Genomic DNA, 19,594 nt, shown 5'->3' with positions numbered 1-19,594 from the left:
CGCGGCGAGATTACCATAGGGCCTCCACCATGTTGAAGACACTCGATTCCTCCCAGCTACGCGTCGGCATGTCCATTCACGACCTGGATTGCGGGTGGATGGAGCATCCCTTCGTCCGTAGCCGCTTCGTCATCACGAGCGAAGAAGAGATTCGGCGGATTCGCCTGGCCGGGATCCGTGGCGTGACGATCGATTGCGAGCGGGGGCTGGATGTCGCCGATGCCCCGACGGTGGAGGAAGCGGCGGCCATCACCGAGGCCGAGGTCACGGCGATCGCCGCCAAGCCGGTGGCGCCGCTGCGCACCACCGTTGCAGAAGAGTACGACCAGGCCGTCGCCATCCGGCGCCAGGCCGCCGGGCTCGTGAAAACGGTGATGCAGGACGCCCGCCTGGGCAAGGCGGTCGAACTCGACCGGGTCGCCCCCGTCGTCGAGAACGTCACTGCCTCGATCCTGCGCAATGCGGGGGCCTTGCTGGGCCTGTCCGTCATCAAGAACAAGGATGACTATACCTTCCTCCATTCGGTGAGCGTGTGCACGCTGCTGGTGGCGTTCTGCCGCTCGCGGGGGATGGATGCGGACACGGTCTACCAGGCCGGCATCGGCGGCCTGCTGCACGATACGGGCAAGGCCCTGATTCCCGACCATATCCTGAACAAACCGGGACGCCTGACCGACGAGGAATTCGCGATCGTGCGCCGCCATCCGAAAGACGGTTACGACATCCTGTGCCGTACCGGCGGCATCGGAGACATCGCGCTCGACATCACGCTGCACCACCACGAGCGGCGCGACGGCAGCGGCTATCCGGACCGCCAGGGCGAAAGCGAGATCAGCGAACTGGCGCAGATGGCCGCCATCGTCGACGTCTATGACGCCATCACGGCCGACCGCTGCTACCACAAGGGCATGCCGCCGGCGGAAGCGCTGCGCAAGCTCTACGAATGGAGCAAATTCCATTTCAATCCCGAGCTGACGCAGGCCTTCATGCGCTGTGTCGGCATTTATCCGGTGGGCACGCTGGTGCTGCTGGAATCGGGGCGCCTGGCCGTGGTGGTCGAACCGCACGAAACGAGCCTGCTCACGCCGAAGGTCAACGTGTTCTACAGCACGAAGAGCCAGACCTACATCAAGCCGGAGATGGTGGACCTGGCGCGCGGCCTGGGCTTCGGCGGCGGCGACAAGATCGTGCGCCACGAGTCGCCCGACAAGTGGCAGGTCGATCCGCTGCGCTTCCTGGCGCTGGCCGTCTAGTCTAGAAAAACTCTGCCGTGTCGTTCGACGTCACGGCCTGCAGCATGCCGTGCGAGACCAGGTCGTCGTAGTGGCACACCCGGTTGCGGCCGCTGCTCTTGGCGAAGTACAGGGCCTGGTCGGCATGGCCCAGGGTCGCCACCGGCGGATCGTAGGCGCTGATGCTGACGAAACCGACGCTGACGGTGACGCGGCCGACCTGCGGAAAGTCGTGCAGCTCGACGTTGGTGCGGAAGCGGTCGATGATCTTCCAGGCATTCTCCAGCGTGGTCGAGCGCAGCAGCACGACGAATTCCTCGCCGCCGAAGCGGAACACGCGGTCCTCGACACGGAAGGAGGATTGCAGCAGGTTGGCGATCAGGATCAGCACCTCGTCGCCGTACAGGTGGCCGAACTTGTCGTTGATGGCCTTGAAGTGGTCGACGTCGACCACCGCCAGCCACTGCTTTTCCTCGCCCTGCGGCTGACCCTGCAGCTGGCGCCGTTCCAGTGCGCCGGGCAGGCGCGCCTCCTGTTCCTGTTTCTGCTCGTGCGCGCAATGCAGCATGCGCGCCAGGTGGTCGTCGAAGGTCTTGCGGTTGAGCAGGCCGGTCAGCGAATCGCGCTCGCTGTAGTCGAGCAGGTTCTGGAAATTGCGGTAGACGCCGACGATGCCGGCCACGGTGTGGACCGTGTGGCTCGAATACGGCGCGTGGTTGCGCAGTTCGAGGCAGGTGGTGGCCTCGTCGCCGATCCAGATCGGCAGCCACAGCGTACGGGTGCCGTCGTCGGCCAGGGCTTCGGCGCTGGCCAGGTGCTCGGCCAGGCAGCGCTCCAGTTCGGGATGGCGGGCCAGCGTCTCGCCGGGCGCGCCTTCATCGACTTCTTCCAGGCGCGCGGCGCCGCCCTTCACGATGCTGGCGCGGGGGCGCAGGTAGCGCTGCCCGGACATGGTCGCAATGGTCAGGATGCGCGTCTGCGCCGCGCCGGCCAGTTCCTGCACCGCCGAGATCACGGAAATATCGAGCATCGCGTGATCGCGGTGGCCAGTCATGTCCACCATGTGTTTCAGTAGCGAATCCATGTCGTTCTCAGCAATGTAATCAACCGACCTGCGGGCTGAAAACAGCCGCCGTCGCGTTCGCAGGCATCTGGCATTTCACAAAGAGCAAGCCGAACAGCATATAGCGTTTTTGTATTCTAGGCAATTATGCAAGTGCAATTTTCTTTGGTGCGGAGGAATTCTCGAGGGCAGGTGTTCAACATCCCTGGCGCTTGATCGAAAGCTGATTCCTGAAGCCAAAAAATAGTTCCACACAGAAAAGTTGCGAGCAGTCAAGTTGCTGTGTGGAATCAACTTTTATAGTGGACTCACTGGACGGAACGCGGAGCAGCCAGCCGTAACGGTGCAGCAGTACGTACCGTCTTTCCAGGGCTTTTATCAACCTACCATATGGGAGTAAGTCATGAGCAAGTTCATGTCCGCTGTCAAAGCCTTCGTCGCTGACGAGAACGGCGTCACCGCCATCGAGTACGGCCTGATGGCCGCGCTGGTGGGCCTGGCGATCGTCGCCGGCGCGCAGACACTGGGCGACGACCTGTCGGCCGCCTTCACGACGATCGGCACCCGCCTGACTGCGGCAATTGCCGCGGCACCGGCTCCGTAATCGCCGTCGAACCCTCCGGGCCTCGGCCCGGAGGGTTTTTCATTTTCCGGAGGATGCCATGCCGATCGACTCCTGGCTGCACGCCGCCCTGCTGCTGCTGGTCAGTATTGCCGCCATCAACGACCTGGCGACGCGCCGCATCCCGAATCGATTATTGCTGGCGGCGCTGGCGTGCGCACTGGTGCTGCGCCTGTTGTCCGCCGCACCCCTTGCCGCGCTGCTTGCCGCGCTCGGCGGCCTGGCCCTGGGCCTGGCGCTGTTCCTGCCGTTCTACCTGTTGCGCGGCATGGCCGCCGGCGACGTCAAGCTGCTGGCCGTGGTCGGCGCCTTCGCCGGGCCGCAGGAGGTCTTGTCCATCGCGGTGCTGACCTGGTGCGCGGGAGGAGTCATGGCGCTGCTGGCGGTGCTCGCGCGCGGCCGTCTGAAACTCGCCCTCGGCAACGTGATGCACATGGCGCACGCCGTCCTGGCGCCGGGCATGACGGCCGCAGCGGCGCAGCAAAGGACCAGTTCCGGCACCATCCCCTACGGCGTGGCGATCGCCATCGGCACGATCATCGTGCTGGTCCGTCACCACGGTTGAGTTCGGCTTTGGTGCAACGCAAAGAGGGCCGGGACACCGTGGCTAGAATCGATTCCGACCCGTTTCGGAAAACATGCATGACGAGAGATTCCGATGATTGAAACGCTATCGACAGAAAGCATCGCGACCTTGCCCGCCATGGCGCCGGCAGCGCAGTCCGCCGCGGACGCCTTGCCGGCCCTGCCGCGCCAGGCCAAGACCGTGCGCGACACGGGGCTCGAGCCGCGCTTCCTCGCCGACCTCGTGCTCAAGGCGATCCAGGCCGGCGGCAAGTCGCCGCTGGCGATCCTGGCCGGCCAGCTGCGCCTGTCGGTCGGCGTGCTGCGCGAAGTGCTGAACCCCCTGATCGCCGAGCAGCAGGTCGAGGTGGCCTGGTGCGGCGACTCCGACATCGACATGCAATACCAGCTGACGTCGATCGGCCAGCGCGCCTGCGCCGAGGCGCTGGCGCGTTCGCGCTACCTCGGCCCGGCGCCGGTGCCCCTGGCGGCGTACCGCGCGCAGGTCGAACGGCAGTCGCTGCGCGGTCACGACATCGAACGCGTCACGCCCGCCCGGCTGGCCGCTGTGCTGGGCGAGGACGGCCTGGCACCGCATGCGCGCGCCACGATCGGCGCCGCCCTGTACGCGCGCCGTTCGCTGCTGTTGCACGGCCCGTCAGGCAGCGGCAAGACGCAGCTGGCGCGCAAGCTCGCGCGCCTGTTGCCGGGACCGGTCGCGGTGCCGTATGCGTTGATGGCGGGGCGCCAGGTGATCCGCCTGTACGACCCGGCGCTGCACCTGCCGCCGCCGCTGGCGCGCCAGGAAGAGCGGCGCAGCGGCGATGCACGCTGGGGCTTGTGCCAGCGTCCCCTGGTGCACGTCGGCGCCGAGCTGGGACGCGAGATGCTCGAACTGCGCCACGATGCCGAGGAAGGCGTCTATCACGCGCCGCCGCACCTGCAGGCCAACAACGGCATGCTGGTGATCGACGATGTCGGCCGCCAGCGCATGCCGGCCGCCGAGCTGCTCAACCGCTTCACCGCGCCCCTCGATGCCGGCGCCGACCAGCTGACGCTGCAGGGCGGCCAGGCCGAGACCGTGCCGTTCGATGCGGCCGTGGTGTTCGCCACCAACCTGGCGCCTGCCAGCGTGCTGGACGATGCCGCGCTGCGTCGCATCGGCTACAAGGCCGAGATCGGCGCGCTCCCGGCCGCCGCCTACCGCACGCTGATCAAGCGCCAGTGCTGCGCGCATCGCGTCGACTATGACGACGGCGCTTGCGACTACCTCATCCAGCGCCTGCATCCGCAGGCACGGCGCGCGCTGCTGGCCTGCTATCCCGCCGGCCTGGTCGAGCGCATCGCCGATTTCGCCGGTTTCGCCGGCCAGGAAGCGCGTTTCACGCAAGCCAGCGTCGAACAGGCCTGGCACAGCATGTTCATTGCCTGCGACGGGGAGGCCTGAATGAAGAACCGGCGTGCGATCCTCGTGATGGCGGTGGCCATCCTGTTCGGCCTGGCCGCGGTGGCGTTCGCCTCGCGCTGGCTGCTGAACCAGCCCGGCGGTCCGAGTGGCCGCATCGCCGTCGCGCTGGCCGATATCAGCCTCGGACAGCGCCTGACGCCCGAGATGTTCAAGCTGGTCGAGTGGCCGGCCGACAGCGTGCCGAAAGGCGCGTTTGCCGATCCGCAGAAGCTGGCCGGGCGCGTCCTCAAGGCCAACCTCCTGATGGGCGAACCGGTCAGCGAAGCCAAGCTGGCGCCGTCGGGAACCCTGGGCGGATTGTCCGCCCTGATCGCCGAAGGCAAGCGCGCGATCACGGTGCGCGTGAACGACGTGATCGGCGTGGCCGGGTTCGCGTTGCCCGGCAACTATGTCGACATCATCGTCAGCACCCAGAAGGATGCGCCGGACGGCACGCGCTCGAGCGGCCGCGAACAGAACATCTCGAAGATCGTGCTGGAACGGATCCTGGTGCTGGCGGTCGCGCAGGAAGTCAGCCGCGACGAGACCAAGCCGAAGGTGGTCAATGCGGTCACGCTGGAAGTGACGCCCGAGCAGGCCGAGAAGCTCGACCTGGCACGCAGCGTGGGCACCCTGTCGCTGGCGCTGCGCAACCAGATCGATCCGCAGCCTGCCAGCACGAGCGGCGCGACCAAGGTGACGCTGTTGCCCGACACCGCGGTGCCGCCGCCCAAGCCGCCGGCGCCCGTGGTGGCGCGGCCCAAGCCGGTGGTGGTGAAAGTGGCGGCGCCCGTCCCCGTGAAGCGCGACTGCATCACCGTCCTGAATGGCCTGCGCGCAACGCAGGAATGCCTGTGAACCCGTCCGAGGTGATGCCATGAACGGTAATCCGATGCTCCGTTGCCTGCTTGCCTCCAGCCTGGCGCTGGCGGCAGTGGCCGCTGTTCCTGCCAGCGCTGCCGGCGCCGCGGCGGCCGCCGCCAAGCGCGCCCAGGATGCCGGCCAGGGCGCTGCTGGCCGCGTCGAACGCGGTCCGCACTGCCAGGGCGAAGCGGCGCGGCCCGCGCAACTGTCGCTCCAGGTCGGCAAGTCCAGCCTGATGCGCCTGCCCGAACCGGTGCAGCACCGCAGCGTCGGCAATCCGGCCGTGGTGCAGGCGCTGCTGGTGGCGCCGGACACGCTGTACATCGCCGGCGTCGACGTCGGCACGACCAATATGATCGTGCAGGGCAGGAGCGGCCTGTGCAGCGTGCTCGACATCACGGTGGCCATGGACCCGGCGGCGCTGCAGGCGACGCTGCTCGCCGCCATGCCGGAAGAGCGGGGCATCCGCGTGCTGGCCGCCGCCGACAGCCTGGTGCTGACCGGCACGGTGAGCGACGCCGCCGCGGTGGCGCGCGCGGTCGAACTGGCGGGGGCCTACGTGCGCCGGCCGCTGCGCACGCTGGCCGTGCCGGACAAGGAAGACCTGCCGCCGGGCCAGAACAACCAGGGCCAGAACGGGGCCAGCCAGGCTGCCGTCCGCGTGATCAACATGCTGAGCGTGAGCGCCCCGCAGCAGGTGCAGCTGGAAGTGAAGGTCGCCGAGGTCTCGAAGTCCCTCATCGAACGGCTGGAAGCGAATGCCACCTGGAGCTTCGGCTCCGGCAGCTGGGCCGCGACGCTGCTGACGGACTTCGTCACCGGCAAGGCGGGCGGCGCGATCAAGCTGTCCAAGTCGAACGACCGCAGCATCACGGCGGCCGCCGACAAGCAGGACGGCCTGGTGCGCGTGCTGGCCGAGCCGAACGTGATGTCGATCAGCGGCCAGGAAGGCAGCTTCCTCGCCGGCGGCAAGTTCTACATCCCGGTCGCGCAGGACAACAATCGCGTGTCGCTGGAAGAGAAGGAATTCGGCGTGGGCCTGCGCTTCACGCCGACCGTGCTGGCGGGTGGCCGCATCAACTTGCGCGTCGCGCCGGAAGTGTCGGAACTCTCGCGCGACGGCATCGGCCTGTCCGCCAACGGCATCTCCGGTACCGCGATCCTGCCGGTGGTGACGACGCGCCGCGCCAGCACCACGGTGCAGCTGTACGACGGCCAGAGCTTCGCGATCGGCGGTCTGATCAAGAGCAATATGGTCACCAACCTGAAAGGCTTGCCGGTGCTCGGCGAGATCCCCGTGCTGGGCGCCCTGTTCCGCAGCACCGACTACCAGCAGGACCGCACCGAACTGGTGTTCGTGATCACCGCCCACCTGGTCAAGCCCTTGCCGGGCGCGGGCTACGAGCTGCCGACCGACAAGGTCGGCGAGCCGTCGCGCGCCGCGGTGCTGCTGGGCGGCCGCCTGGATGGCTTCGCGCCCGAGACCACGACGGCGAAAGCCTCGAACCCGGCGGCCCGTTCGTCGCGCGAAGCCGGCGGCTTCGAACTGAAATAGGAGACAGCGATGTCCACCGCACGCAACCGCCTGGTGTCCGCCGTGTTACCGATCGCATCGGCATTGCTGCTGCAGGGATGCAGCACGACGCCGCGCTTCGACAAGCATTTCGGCGACGCCGTGCGCGCCAACCTGGCGGCCCAAGTGATCGACCCGGACGCCGCCGCCAATACGAACCCCGCCGCCGGCATGGATGGCGCCGCGGCGCGCGCGAGCCACGAACGCTACCAGCGCTCGTTCAAGGACAACGCCGGCACCGAACAACCGCTGATCGGCGGGAGCGGCACCAAATGACAACCCATCTGCCGGCCCCGCCGGCGCCAACCCCATGCCGCCCCGAGGAACCCGATGAGAGCCCTCCTGATCAGCCGCGATCCACAGCTCCATGCGGAGATCGCGTCGCAAGGCGCGGCGCGCGTGCCGCCGCTGCACATCGCCGCCGGGCGCGACGGCCTGCGCGACGCGCTCGACCGTCCGCTGCCTGAGCACCCCGGCCTCGTCATCGTCGACGCCGCCGATGCCGACGCCGCCGATGCCGACCTGCTGGAACGCCTCACCCGCCATTATGCGGCCGCGCATTTCATGCTGCTGACCGACAACCACCATCCCGAACTACTGATCCGCGCCATGCGCGCCGGCGTGCGCGAGGTCCTGCAGCTGCCGCTCGTGCACCGCGCGCTGCACGAAGCGATCGACCGGATTGCCGCCAGCGCCGGCGTCACCGCATCGCGCGACGGCAAGGTGCTGGCCTTCATCGCCTGCAAGGGCGGCAGCGGCGCGACCTTCATCGCGACCAATTTCGGCTACGCGCTGGCGACGCTGGCGGACAAGAAGGTGCTCCTGATCGACCTGCACCGCCAGTTCGGCGACGCCACCCTGTACGTCTCCGACCAGAAACCGAGCATGACGCTGTCCGACGTGTGCCAGCAGATCGCGCGCATCGATGCTCCCTTCCTGGATTCCTGCCTGGTGCACGTGGCGCCCGGCTTCGGCGTGCTGGCCGCGGCCGACGACCCTGCCCAGGCGGTCGAGGCCAAGCCCGAACACATCGACGCGATCCTGCGCGTGGCGCGCCAGCATTACGACTACATCCTGCTCGACATCGGCCGCCAGATCGACGCCGTCTCGCTGCGCGCGCTCGACAGCACCGACGCGATCTACCCGGTGCTGCAACTGGCGCTGCCCGATATCCGCCACGCCCGCCGCCTGCTCGACATCTTCCGCTCGCTCGGCTACGTGACCGACCATATCCGCCTGGTCGTCAACCGCTACGAGAAGGGCGGCAAGCTGCGCCTGCAGGACCTGCACGCCGCGCTCGGCGCGGAAGTGGTGCATACCGTCCCCAACGACTACATCGCCGTCACCGACTCGGTCAACCAGGGCATCCCGGTGCTGCAGCTGGCGCGCGGCAGCGCGGCGGCGCGCAGCCTGGCCGACCTGGTCGAGGTGCTGACGGCGCGCCGCGTCGCGGAAGCGAAGAACGGCCTGTTCGATCGCCTGTTCGGCCGCGGCGAAGCCTGATCACACAAAGGAGCCTGCCATGTCCCTGCGCGAGCGCTTGTCCGGGTCCGAGGAGGAACGCGTCCACCAGCCGGCACCGATGCCGGAAGTGGCGCAGCACGCCTACCAGGAACTGAAGAAGACCATGCACCAGATGATCCTCGACCGGATCGACCTGGAGCGCCTGAAACGCCTGACCAGCGAACAGTTCAAGCACGAGCTGGCGCTGCTGGTCCAGCGCATCATCGAAGAGGAACGCATCGTCCTGAACCAGCAGGAGCGCCACCACCTCGTGCTCGACATCCAGCACGAAATGCTCGGCTTCGGCCCGCTCGAGCCGCTGCTGAACGACCCGAGCGTCTCCGACATCCTGGTCAATACCTACAGCAAGGTGTACGTCGAGCGGCGCGGCCGGCTCGAGCTCACCGACGTCAGCTTCCACGACAACGCGCACCTGATGAAGATCATCGAGAAGATCGTCTCGCGCGTGGGCCGCCGCGTCGACGAATCGAGCCCCATGGTCGACGCGCGCCTGCCCGACGGCTCGCGCGTGAACGCGATCATTCCGCCGCTGGCCGTGGACGGGCCGCTGGTCTCGATCCGGCGCTTCGGCGCCAGCCCGCTCACCGTGCAGAACCTGCTCGACTACAAGAGCGTCACGCCGCCCATGGTCAAGGTGCTGGAAAGCCTGGGCCTGGCCAAGGTGAACATCCTGATCTCCGGCGGCACCGGCAGCGGCAAGACCACGCTGCTGAACCTGATGTCGGGCTTCATCCCCGCCAACGAGCGCATCGTGACGATCGAGGACGCGGCCGAGCTGCAGCTGCGCCAGCCGCACGTGGTGCGCCTGGAGACGCGTCCGCCGAACATCGAGGGCAAGGGCGAGGTCACGCAGCGCGCGCTGGTGCGCAACGCGCTGCGCATGCGGCCCGACCGCATCATCCTGGGCGAGGTGCGCGGGCCGGAAGCGCTGGACATGCTGCAGGCGATGAATACCGGCCACGAAGGCTCGCTCGCGACGATCCACGCCAACACGCCGCGCGATGCGCTGTCGCGCCTGGAAAACATGGTGGGCATGGCCGGAGTCACCCTGACCCCGCGCGCGATCCGCCAGCAGATCTGCTCGGCCATCACCGTCATCCTGCAGGCGTCGCGCCTGACCGACGGAACCCGCAAGCTGGTCAGCCTGCAGGAAGTAACGGGCATGGAGGGCGAGATCATCTCGATGCAGGAGATCTTCCGCTTCGAGCAGACCGGCGTCGACGGCGAAGGCAAGGTGCTGGGCCACTTCGGCGCGACCGGCGTGCGCCCGCGCTTCGCCGAGCGGCTGCGCATGTTCGGCGCGCCGGTGCCCGAAGACACGTTCGACCCCGACCGCATCTTCACCTGACAGCCAGCGGAGCCTCGATGGACATCCTCTTCTATGCCTTCGTCGTATTCCTGTTCGCCGCCGTCATCCTCGGCATCGAAGGCGCCTACCTCTGGTGGATGAGCGAGCACGGCGCCGCGGCCCAGCGCATCGCGCGCCGGCTGCAGCTGATGTCCGACAGCCAGGGCGCCGGACGCGCCGGCGAGCGCATCTCGATCCTGAAGCAGCGCCGCTACAGCAGCCGCGAACTGCTCGACCGCCTGCTGCATCGCCTCGCGCCTGCGCACCACCTCGACCGCCTGCTGGTGCAGGCCGGGGTGAAATGGTCGGTCGGGCAGTTCCTGGCATGGTCGGGCATCGCGCTGCTGGGCGGCTTGCTGTTGACGGCACGCTGGCCGGTGCCGCTGCCTGCACGCCTGGCGGCGGCGCTGCTGTGCGCCTTCATTCCGCTGGCGCTGGTGCGCCGCACGCGCCGCAAGCGCCTGGGACGCATCGAGGAGCAACTGCCCGACGCGGCCGACTTCATCGCGCGCGCGCTGCGTGCCGGCCACTCGTTCAGCAACGTGCTGCAGATCGTCGGCAACGAACTGTCCGAACCCCTCAGCGGCGAATTTCGCGTCGTGCGCGAGGAGATCAACTACGGCGTGCCGATGGCCGAAGCGCTGCACAACCTGGCCGCGCGCATCCCGCTGACCGACCTGCGCTACCTCGTCATCGCGATCCTGATCCAGCGCGAGACCGGCGGCAACCTCGCCGAGATCCTCGGCAACATCAGCCACATCATCCGCGACCGCCTCAAGCTGGCGGCCCAGGTGCGCGTGCTGTCGGCGGAAGGGCGCATGTCGGCCTGGATCCTGGGCCTGCTGCCGTTCGCGGTAGGGGCCATGATGCTGATCGTGAACGAGAGCTACATCCGCGTGCTGTGGACCGATCCGGCGGGCATCCGGCTGTTGTGGGTGGCGTTCGGCATGATCGTCGTCGGCGTGCTGTGGCTGCGCCGCGCCATCCGCATTCGTATCTGAAGCACCCCATGCATCCCTATCCGAGGAGGCATCGATGACCACCGCACAGCTGCTGTTCCTGCTGATCGTGTTCGCGATCGTCGGCGGCCTTGTCTGGCTGGCGATGCTGCTGTTCGCGCCCGCGACCTTGCGCTCGCGCCTGACGCGCTTCATGGGCGTGCCGCAGGAAGGCGCGCATGACGTCGGCTGGGTCGAACGCATCGCGCATGCGGTGCGGCCGCTGTCGCGCCTGTCGGTGCCGGAAGAGGGATGGGAAAAATCGGCGCTGCGCCTGCGCTTCATGAACGCCGGCTGGCGCAATCCCGCCACGCCGGCCTTGTATTTCGCCGCCAAGAGCGGCCTCGCGCTCGCCTTTCCAGCCATCGCCGGCATCGTGCTGGCGCTGGCGCCGGGGACCCCGGGCGGCGCCAGGGTGCTGTTCCTGCTGCTGCTGGTGGCGGCGCTCGGCTACTACCTGCCGAACGCGGTGCTGGCGCGGACCATCCGCGGCCGCAAGCGCGAGATCTTCGAAACCATCCCGGACGCGCTCGACCTCCTCACCGTGTGCGTCGAGGCCGGCCTGAGCCTGGAGCGCGGCCTGATCAAGGTGGCGGCCGAAATCCACATCAAGAGCGTCACGCTGGCGCAGGAGCTGCAGCTGGTGCTGATGGAAATGCGCGCCGGGTTCAGCAAGGAAAAGGCGCTGCGCAACTTCGCCATGCGCATCGGCGTGGACGACATCGATTCGCTGGTGGCGATGCTGATCCAGTCCGAGCGCTTCGGCACCAGCATCGGCTCGGCCTTGCGCGTGTACTCGGACAACCTGCGCACCAAGCGCCGCATGATGGCCGAGGAAGCCGCCGCCAAGATCGGCCTGAAGCTGTTGTTCCCCCTGATCTTCTGCATCTTTCCCACCTTGTTGATGGTGCTGCTCGGCCCGGCCGGCATCCAGATCGCGCGCACCCTGAAGACCGCCCTGAGCGGCGGCGCCCTTTGATTTTTGCGGAGAATGCCATGCAACCCTCGATGAAACGTCCCCGGATATTGTTGACGTCCCTGTCCCTGCTGTGCGCCGGTGCGCTGCTGCCGGCCTGCAGCAGTTCGCCCGGGCTTCCGGCGGCGGCCGACGCGGCCGGCGCTCAGCAGGCCTCGGCCGACGAGCATTACCAGCGCGGCCGCAGCCTGCACCTGGCGCACCGCCGCGACGACGCCATCGCGGCCTACCAGGCCGCGCTGCGGCGCGATCCCGGCCATGTCAACGCGGGCAACGGCCTGGCGATCGCCTATGCCGAGCGGCGCGATTTCGACCACGCGATCCCGATCTGGACCGCGCTGACCCGCGACGCCACCATGGCGTCCGGCCCCGCCGTCGGCTTCCTGTTCAGTAACCTGGGCTATGCCTACCTGCTGAGCGGCGACCATGCGGCGGCCCAGGCGGCGCTGGAAAAAGCCTGCCTGCTCGATCCGCTCAACGCGCGCGCCTGGCAGAACCTGGGCGAGACGCTGCAACGGCTCGGCCAGGACGAGCGCGCCAGGCTGATGCTACGCCAGGCCATCGCCCTGCGCGAGCACGACCTGCGCGCCGACTATGCGATGGTGGCGGGGCAGCGTCCGGCCCCGATCGCGCAGGCGCTGGCGCAGCCGCAGCAACAGTCCGATGGCGACTGGGCCTTCATCGACATTGAAAGCACCGGCAACGGCATGTATGCATTGCGGCGGGTACCGGCGACGCGCAAGGAAGCGCCGGCCCCTGCGCCGCAGCCGGCAGTCGAGGAGGAGGACGGCACGGCCGTGGCGGCGCTCGAGATCAGCAACGGCAACGGCCGCCAGGGCCTGGCGCGGCTGCTGTCGCGCCAGTTGCGCGATCCCGGCGTGAAAGTGGTCCGCCTGAGCAACCAGAAGGGCTTTGCCGTGCGCCAGACCCGCGTCGAATACCAGCCGGCTTTCCGCAACGTGGCCGAGCGCCTGGCCCAGCGCTTCGATGCCGGCGCTCCGGTGCGGATGGGCACGCCGGGGCGGCCCGATGTGCGCCTCGTGATCGGCCACGATTTGCCGCCGCAGCGCATCGTCGCACGGCCGCGACCGTCAGGCGACGCCCTGGCAAGTACCGGCGCACCTTGATATTGCACAGTGTCGTTTTCACAACACTATCGGGCGCCAGGCAAATTCAAGAATAGTCATAATACAAAAACATTAACACTTTCCGGAGAATCGCCATGCAAATGACCCGTCGTTTCCAGTCCGCAATTGCTCAATCCGTCATCGCGACGACCCTGCTGGTTTCCGTGGTCGCGTGCGCGCCGACCGCCACCCGCGAAGGCACCGGCGAATACGTCGATGACAGCGTCATCACCACCAAGGTCAAGGCCGCCTTCGCTACCGACTCGACCGTGAAAGCCACCCAGGTGAACGTCGAGACCTTCAAGGGCACCGTGCAGCTGAGCGGCTTCGTCGACTCGCGCGAGAGCGCCCAGAAGGCAGTCGAACTGGCACGCGGCGTGAAGGGCGTCAAGTCGGTCAAGAACGACCTGGTGATCCGCTAAGCGGTCGCAATCCTGCACCATCCTCGCAGGCTGCTTCCGGCATCGCGCTGGACGCGGCCTGCGGTCGCTCATTGCTGCCACCTCATTGCTGCCAGCTGACCTTGCCGAAGCCGCTCGTCGTCGCGCGGCGCGTGGCCGGGTTGCCGTAGACCGTGGCCGACCCCATGCCGTTCAGGCTGACGTTGGCGGCGTTCCTCGCGAACACGCTGGCCCCGCCCAGGCCGTTCATGTCGAGGTCGACGGTTTCCGCGCGCAGCTGCTGGGCATCGAGCCCGCCGATACCGCCCATGTGGGCGCGCAGCAGTTTCGTCTGGCCGGACACCGTGATGTGGCCGGCGCCGCCCAGCTCCAGCGCAATGCGGTCGGACTGGCCGGGATTCAGGGTCAGGCCGCCGACGCCGCCCAGGCGCGCATCGACTTCGCGGTACTGGCCCGTGAAGCGCACGGCGCCGGCGCCGTCCAGCGCCAGCTTGACCTTGTCGCCCTTGAATCCCGACACATCGCTCGATCCCACGCCCTGCGACACGAATTCCTGCAGATTCGGCACGGAGAGGTCGGCGCGCAATTCGTCGATATTGCCCTGGATGCGCGTATTGTTTTCCAGGTCGATCGTGAGGGTATCGCCGTTCTGCACGGTCTTGACCTTGCCGATGTAGCGGCGGTCGCCCGACACCACCAGCGACGGCGGACCCTGGCGCAGGTTCAGGCGCACGATGCCGCCCAGGCGCACCTTGGTGACCTTGGCGTCGACGGCGCGGTTCTCGCGTACGACATCATCCGCCGCGGCCGCGTGAAAGACCAGCGCCAGGCTGGTCGCGAGCAGGGCATTGCCGAGCAATTTGTTCATGACGTGTCTCCCGTGATTGGCTGATGGGATCACTATAGGCAGTTGCTCTCGGCCACGATGGCGGATTGCGATGGACTGCAGCATTGGCGGAATGAAGCGTCGATTCGCCCTGAAAACGGAGCGTGCTTGTCGAACGGGCACGGCCGTCGAATAATCCCGTGCCCGAGGATTGCAAACGGCGATGCGGACAGCACATACACCCTTCTGGAATGCCAATGAGACGCTCGACGACGATGCAGCAAGAACCCTACGACGTACTGCAAGTGCAAGGTGCCCACCCGGTCAAGATGTGGACGCGCGGCGTCCCCGTGGAGGAAGAAGCGCGGCGCCAGCTGGCGAATACGGCGCGCATGCCCTTCATCTACAAGCACCTGGCGGCGATGCCCGACGTCCACCTCGGCAAAGGCTCGACCATCGGCAGCGTGATCCCGACGCTGGGCGCCGTCATCCCTGCCGCCGTCGGCGTCGACATCGGCTGCGGCATGATGGCCGCCAAGACCACGCTGAGCGCCAACGACCTGCCGGACAACCTGGGCAAGCTGCGCAGCGCGATCGAGCAGGCCGTGCCGCACGGCATGTCGCCGAAGGCGCGCGGCGGCAAGATGCGCGACAAGGGTTCGTGGGATACACCGCCGCATGCCGTCGACCAGGCCTGGCGCGCACTGAAGGACGAGTTCGACGTGATTTGCCAGAAGACGCCCAAGCTGCGCCATTCCAATAACTACAAGCACCTGGGCACGCTGGGCAGCGGCAACCACTTCATCGAGGTGTGCCTGGACGAGCAGGGTTTCGTCTGGTTCATGCTGCACTCGGGCTCGCGCGGCGTCGGCAATGCGATCGGCAGCCATTTCATCGAGGTGGCCAAGCAGGACATGCGCACTCATCTCGCCAACCTGCCGGACCAGGACCTGGCGTACCTCAAAGAGGGCACGCAGCACTACGACGACTACGTCGAGGCGGTCGGCTGGGCCCAGAAGTTCGCCCGCATGAACCGCGAAGTGATGATGCAGAACCTGATCGCCGCCGTGCGCACCGTCATCAAGAAGCCGTTCGAGACCCACGTGGAAGCGGTTAATTGTCACCACAACTATGTGCAGAAGGAACACCACTTCGGCAAGGATGTGCTGGTGACGCGCAAGGGCGCCGTCTCCGCGCGCGCGGGCGAACTGGGCATCATCCCCGGCTCGATGGGCGCCCGCAGTTTCATCGTCCGCGGCAAGGGCAACCCGGAAAGTTTTCATAGCTGCAGCCACGGCGCCGGCCGCACGATGAGCCGCACCGAAGCCAAGCGCCGCTATTCCGTCGACGACCAGGTGCGCGCCACCGCGGGCGTCGAATGCCGCAAGGACGAGGGCGTGATCGACGAGATCCCGATGGCCTACAAGGACATCGACGCCGTGATGGCGGCGCAGAGCGACCTGGTCGAGGTGGTGCATACGCTCAAGCAGGTGGTGTGCGTGAAAGGTTGACCGCGGGCGTCTGGCGCGCATGTTCACCGAACCACTGACGTGCAGGGGCGTCTAAGTTTTCCTCCTCCGATACATTTTTCGAGGAGGGCATCATGAAACACCGTCGCATCCTGGCCGCGCTGGCAGGCGCCGGCTTCGTCGCAGCATTGACGCTGTGGCCGTCGTCATCCGGGCAATCGTCCCGCGCATTCGACCCCATCCTCACGCAGGGCGCCACGTGTACGCCGGCCCGTAGTGGCCAGAGCGGTCCGCCGCTCCTGCTGACGCGCCTAGTGAGCCTGCGAATCCAGCCGCAGACCCAGCCGCAGACCCAGCCGCAAGTCGAAACCCGCCCGTTCCAGCCCGGCCAGCAAGCGCCGGCGCCGGCCGACACCACGCCCCCGCCCCTGTACAAGAACCTGGGCAAGCTGCACATGCCCATCACGACCGACAACGTCAGGGCGCAAGCCTACTTCAACCAGGGCCTGCGCCTGGCCTATGCCTTCAACCATGCGGAAGCCGCGCGCGCCTTCCGCGCCGCCCAGCGCCTCGACCCGCACTGCGCCATGTGCTACTGGGGAGAAGCGCTGGTGCTGGGGCCGAACATCAACGCGCCCATGTTCCCGGAAGCCGTGGCGCCCGCCCATGCCGCGGCCGCCAAGGCCCAGGCGCTGGCCGGCCGCGCCAAGCCGCACGAGCAGGCCTTGATCCGCGCCGTCGCCCAGCGCTATGCCGACGCGCCGGCCGAGGACCGCTCGGCCCTGGACAAGGCCTATGCCGACGCCATGATGCAGGTCGCCCGCGCCTTTCCCGACGACGACAACATCCAGGTGCTGTACGCCGAATCGCTGATGGACCTGTCGCCGTGGGATTACTGGCAACCCGGCGGACGCGAGGCGAAGGGCCGCAACGGCGAGATGGTCGCGACGCTCGAACGGGTACTTGCACGCAATCCCATCCACGCGGGTGCCGCCCACTACTACATCCACGCGGTGGAAGCCTCGGCGCAACCGGAGCGCGCCCTGCCGTCCGCAAGGATCCTGGCGAAGCAGATCCCGGGCGCGGGCCACATCGTCCACATGCCCTCGCACATCTACTACCGCCTCGGCATGTACCGGGAATCGCTGGCCACCAATCTCGACGCCGTCGCCATCGACGAGCGCTATTTTTCGCGCGCACAGAGCGACCCCGTCTACAAGGGCGCCTACTACCCGCACAACATCCACTTCGTGATGGTGTCGGCGCTGATGGGCGGTGACGGCAAGACGGCGCTCGAGGCATCCGCCAAGCTCGACAAGGCGCTGCCGCACGAGCTGGTGGCGAAGCTGCCCCTGATCCAGCCGGTGAAATCCGCGATCTATTTCTCGCATGTGCAGTTCAGCACCCCCGACGTCTTGGTGGCGCTGCCCGACCCGGGGCCGGACCTGGTGCTGGTGCAGGCGATGTGGCACTACGCCCGCGCCGTCGGCTACGCGCGCAAGGGCATGGTGAACGACAGCCGGCGCGAGATCGACGCCCTCGCCGCCGTCGAACGCAACGCCGACTTCAAGGCATTCGAGGCCTGGAACGTGCCGGCACGCGACATCGTCGCCACCGCGCGCCACGTCGCCAGCGGCCGCCTGGCCGATGCGCGCAAGGACACCGCAAGCGCACTGGCCTCTTACCGCGAAGCGGTTGCGTCGCAGGACCGCCTGCCCTATATGGAGCCGCCCTACTGGTACTACCCGACGCGCCAGACGCTGGGCGTGGCGCTGCTACGGGCAGGGCAGATCAATGAGGCGGAGGACGTGTTCCAGGCGGCGCTGGCAAGAACGCCCAGCAATGGCTGGGCGCTGCGCGGCTTGATGGAGGTGTACAGCAGCCGCGGGGATGCGGCGTCGCTGAAGCTGGTGCAGGAACGGTTCGAGCGTACCTGGCTGGGCAAGGGAGGCATGCCGTCGCTGGCGGCGTTGTAGTTGGAAATGAAAAAGGCTCACATGCAAGGCACGTGAGCCTGATAATTGCAGCATTTCTGGCGACGCCTGCATACATCGAATCAACATCCTAATTTATGTCAGAGTTGCGCTAAGTTTAAGGAAAGCTAATCGTGTCAATGGCTTACTGAAGATGGCAAGCAGTATTAGCGGAGTGCCAATGATGCTTTGCATTATACGATGTAATGCTTATATGATACTTTGGTACCTGGTATTGACGCCCCTGCGCATAGCGAAACCCATTGCTTGCCCTTAGAGCAATAAATCCGTACACTGAGTTATTCGGGCAGTCCTCTATAGCCAAAGAACGAAGTTAAGTTTACATTGCCGAGAACATGAGCCATGCTAATTGGTGATTATTATTTTCACTTGCGATTTGATGGTGGTGAAAGCGCCCTTGAAGATGATGATCCTTCGCACTACGTCCACTCTACACATGGCACTGTCATCGGGTTAGATAAAAATGATAACGAGACGCTAGTAGGAAAGTTTCATATTTACTATCTGGATATATGTGCTGCCGTGAATGCTAGCGCATCTGTTTTTGATATGTTCGATTGCCACGCTGTCACACTCGATTACTACGGCGCTATCTTTACTGGCGATAGCCTCGACATTTCCGACAAACTGGAAAAATTATTTAAATTTGAGTCAGCTTGGGGGAATGTGCTAATTCTTGAAAGGTTGGAGATTCTGCCAGCATTTCGAGGACGTAATCTTGGGCTGATAGTGATGAGAAGGCTGATCGAGCGCTTTGGAAGCGGTGCAGCCTATGTCGCTATTAAGCCGTTCCCGCTCCAAAAAGAGTATATCGGTAGCAGAGAAGAAGATTCATGGAGAACTGAGCTTCAGCTCTCCAACCTAGATAAAAATTATCGACGCGCAATCGCCAAGTTGCATCGTCATTATCGGCAATTAGGATTTAAGACAATGAAGGGCACGCCTTTCATGTTTCGGATGGGAAACGATGCGTTGCCTTCGACTGATGACCTCGTCAAATAGCTGTATCTTATCAGTCATGAACGGGCATGGCATTAGAAAGCAAAAAGTCCGACCGTGAAGGCCGGGCTTTATCCTCGCAAATTGGTGCCGGCTGCAGGATTCGAACCCGCCACCCGATTATTGCAAATTAGCAAGAGGACGATATGTTTTTGATTGTGAAGATAATTATGCCGCAACAAAATTAAAATAAAATTACTTCATTATCAATAACTGACGTAATTGAGCGAAACCGTCGCAAACTGATTGCTGTATTGAATTTATATTCGGCTGGTGTCAGAAAAATTCATACGATTAGCTTATGACTGGTAGTTTTGCAACCCTACAAGACAAGCCTCGCTGGCGCCATTGGTGCCAACCTCACCAGTGCGTGGGGGGACTGGAGCTACCAACGCCAACTCCATCGGTGCCGGATGAGAGAGGGGCGGAACCACGATGACACTCCGCTGGTGCTGGATGAGAGCGGAGCCAGCGGCACCCGTGCTAACCCACCGGTGCCAAGAATTGCACTACTTCCGTTAGCCCTCACTAGCAATAAACTATAATATTTCTTTGAGTTAAGATAGA

The 19,594-nt window shown here is 65.8% G+C and carries 18 protein-coding genes; 16 read left to right on the top strand and 2 right to left on the bottom strand.

Annotation, left to right across the window (positions count from 1 at the left end; genetic code table 11):
• Positions 1 to 68 precede the first annotated feature (68 nt).
• Positions 69 to 1,253 carry an HD-GYP domain-containing protein gene (locus QPK32_RS11540; RefSeq protein ID WP_374046733.1) on the top strand — a complete coding sequence of 395 codons (1,185 nt, stop codon included), beginning with the start codon at positions 69 to 71 and terminating at the stop codon, positions 1,251 to 1,253.
• A 1-nt stretch (position 1,254) separates the two neighbouring features.
• Here the strand turns inward: QPK32_RS11540 and QPK32_RS11535 are convergent, their stop codons facing one another.
• The gene (locus tag QPK32_RS11535) at positions 1,255 to 2,316 is read right to left on the bottom strand and encodes a GGDEF domain-containing protein (protein ID WP_290412956.1); all 1,062 of its coding nucleotides are present in this window, start codon (positions 2,314 to 2,316) and stop codon (positions 1,255 to 1,257) included.
• A 382-nt stretch (positions 2,317 to 2,698) separates the two neighbouring features.
• Here QPK32_RS11535 and QPK32_RS11530 point away from each other — a divergent pair, with 382 nt between their 5' ends.
• From QPK32_RS11530 to QPK32_RS11475, 12 genes are all read left to right on the top strand, one after another.
• Positions 2,699 to 2,899 (top strand): Flp family type IVb pilin, encoded by a 201-nt coding sequence (locus QPK32_RS11530; protein ID WP_290412955.1) that lies wholly within the window; start codon positions 2,699 to 2,701, stop codon positions 2,897 to 2,899.
• Positions 2,900 to 2,957: 58 nt separating this feature from the next.
• A complete protein-coding gene (locus tag QPK32_RS11525; RefSeq protein ID WP_290412954.1) occupies positions 2,958 to 3,482 on the top strand; it encodes a prepilin peptidase in 525 nt (174 codons plus the stop codon).
• Between the two features lie 93 nt (positions 3,483 to 3,575).
• The gene (locus QPK32_RS11520) at positions 3,576 to 4,928 is read left to right on the top strand and encodes an ATP-binding protein (RefSeq protein ID WP_290412953.1); all 1,353 of its coding nucleotides are present in this window, start codon (positions 3,576 to 3,578) and stop codon (positions 4,926 to 4,928) included.
• Positions 4,929 to 5,786: a Flp pilus assembly protein CpaB gene (gene cpaB, locus QPK32_RS11515; protein WP_290412952.1), complete on the top strand. Its 858-nt coding sequence runs from the start codon at positions 4,929 to 4,931 to the stop codon at positions 5,784 to 5,786.
• A 19-nt stretch (positions 5,787 to 5,805) separates the two neighbouring features.
• The gene (locus QPK32_RS11510) at positions 5,806 to 7,347 is read left to right on the top strand and encodes a type II and III secretion system protein family protein (RefSeq protein WP_290412951.1); all 1,542 of its coding nucleotides are present in this window, start codon (positions 5,806 to 5,808) and stop codon (positions 7,345 to 7,347) included.
• A gap of 9 nt (positions 7,348 to 7,356) precedes the next feature.
• Positions 7,357 to 7,641: a hypothetical protein gene (locus tag QPK32_RS11505; RefSeq protein ID WP_290412950.1), complete on the top strand. Its 285-nt coding sequence runs from the start codon at positions 7,357 to 7,359 to the stop codon at positions 7,639 to 7,641.
• Positions 7,642 to 7,695: 54 nt separating this feature from the next.
• Positions 7,696 to 8,868 carry an AAA family ATPase gene (locus QPK32_RS11500; RefSeq protein ID WP_290412949.1) on the top strand — a complete coding sequence of 391 codons (1,173 nt, stop codon included), beginning with the start codon at positions 7,696 to 7,698 and terminating at the stop codon, positions 8,866 to 8,868.
• Positions 8,869 to 8,887: 19 nt separating this feature from the next.
• A complete protein-coding gene (locus tag QPK32_RS11495) occupies positions 8,888 to 10,237 on the top strand; it encodes a CpaF family protein (RefSeq protein WP_290412948.1) in 1,350 nt (449 codons plus the stop codon).
• 17 nt (positions 10,238 to 10,254) lie between these two features.
• Positions 10,255 to 11,238: a type II secretion system F family protein gene (locus QPK32_RS11490; RefSeq protein WP_290412947.1), complete on the top strand. Its 984-nt coding sequence runs from the start codon at positions 10,255 to 10,257 to the stop codon at positions 11,236 to 11,238.
• 34 nt (positions 11,239 to 11,272) lie between these two features.
• Positions 11,273 to 12,214, top strand: coding sequence for a type II secretion system F family protein (locus QPK32_RS11485; RefSeq protein ID WP_290412946.1), 942 nt, complete (start codon positions 11,273 to 11,275; stop codon positions 12,212 to 12,214).
• Between the two features lie 17 nt (positions 12,215 to 12,231).
• Positions 12,232 to 13,338 carry a LytR C-terminal domain-containing protein gene (locus QPK32_RS11480; RefSeq protein ID WP_290412945.1) on the top strand — a complete coding sequence of 369 codons (1,107 nt, stop codon included), beginning with the start codon at positions 12,232 to 12,234 and terminating at the stop codon, positions 13,336 to 13,338.
• Between the two features lie 95 nt (positions 13,339 to 13,433).
• Positions 13,434 to 13,760, top strand: coding sequence for a BON domain-containing protein (locus QPK32_RS11475; protein ID WP_290412944.1), 327 nt, complete (start codon positions 13,434 to 13,436; stop codon positions 13,758 to 13,760).
• Between the two features lie 82 nt (positions 13,761 to 13,842).
• On the opposite strand, the gene QPK32_RS11470 is transcribed toward QPK32_RS11475, so the two are convergent.
• On the bottom strand, positions 13,843 to 14,607 hold the full coding sequence (locus tag QPK32_RS11470) for a GIN domain-containing protein (protein ID WP_290412943.1): 765 nt from the start codon (positions 14,605 to 14,607) through the stop codon (positions 13,843 to 13,845).
• Positions 14,608 to 14,840: 233 nt separating this feature from the next.
• Here QPK32_RS11470 and QPK32_RS11465 point away from each other — a divergent pair, with 233 nt between their 5' ends.
• From QPK32_RS11465 to QPK32_RS11455, 3 genes are all read left to right on the top strand, one after another.
• Positions 14,841 to 16,076, top strand: coding sequence for an RtcB family protein (locus tag QPK32_RS11465; protein WP_290413091.1), 1,236 nt, complete (start codon positions 14,841 to 14,843; stop codon positions 16,074 to 16,076).
• Between the two features lie 92 nt (positions 16,077 to 16,168).
• Positions 16,169 to 18,010, top strand: a complete 1,842-nt coding sequence (locus QPK32_RS11460; RefSeq protein ID WP_290412942.1) for a M48 family metallopeptidase — start codon at positions 16,169 to 16,171, stop codon at positions 18,008 to 18,010.
• Positions 18,011 to 18,370: 360 nt separating this feature from the next.
• Positions 18,371 to 19,030 carry a hypothetical protein gene (locus QPK32_RS11455; RefSeq protein ID WP_290412941.1) on the top strand — a complete coding sequence of 220 codons (660 nt, stop codon included), beginning with the start codon at positions 18,371 to 18,373 and terminating at the stop codon, positions 19,028 to 19,030.
• The last annotated feature ends 564 nt before the right edge of the window (positions 19,031 to 19,594 follow it).

The organism is Massilia sp. YIM B02763, from assembly GCF_030412015.1.
Taxonomy (GTDB): Bacteria; Pseudomonadota; Gammaproteobacteria; order Burkholderiales; family Burkholderiaceae_D; genus Telluria.
Note: the sequence above shows the minus strand (reverse complement) of the source record. Positions and strands in the feature narration are given on the sequence as shown.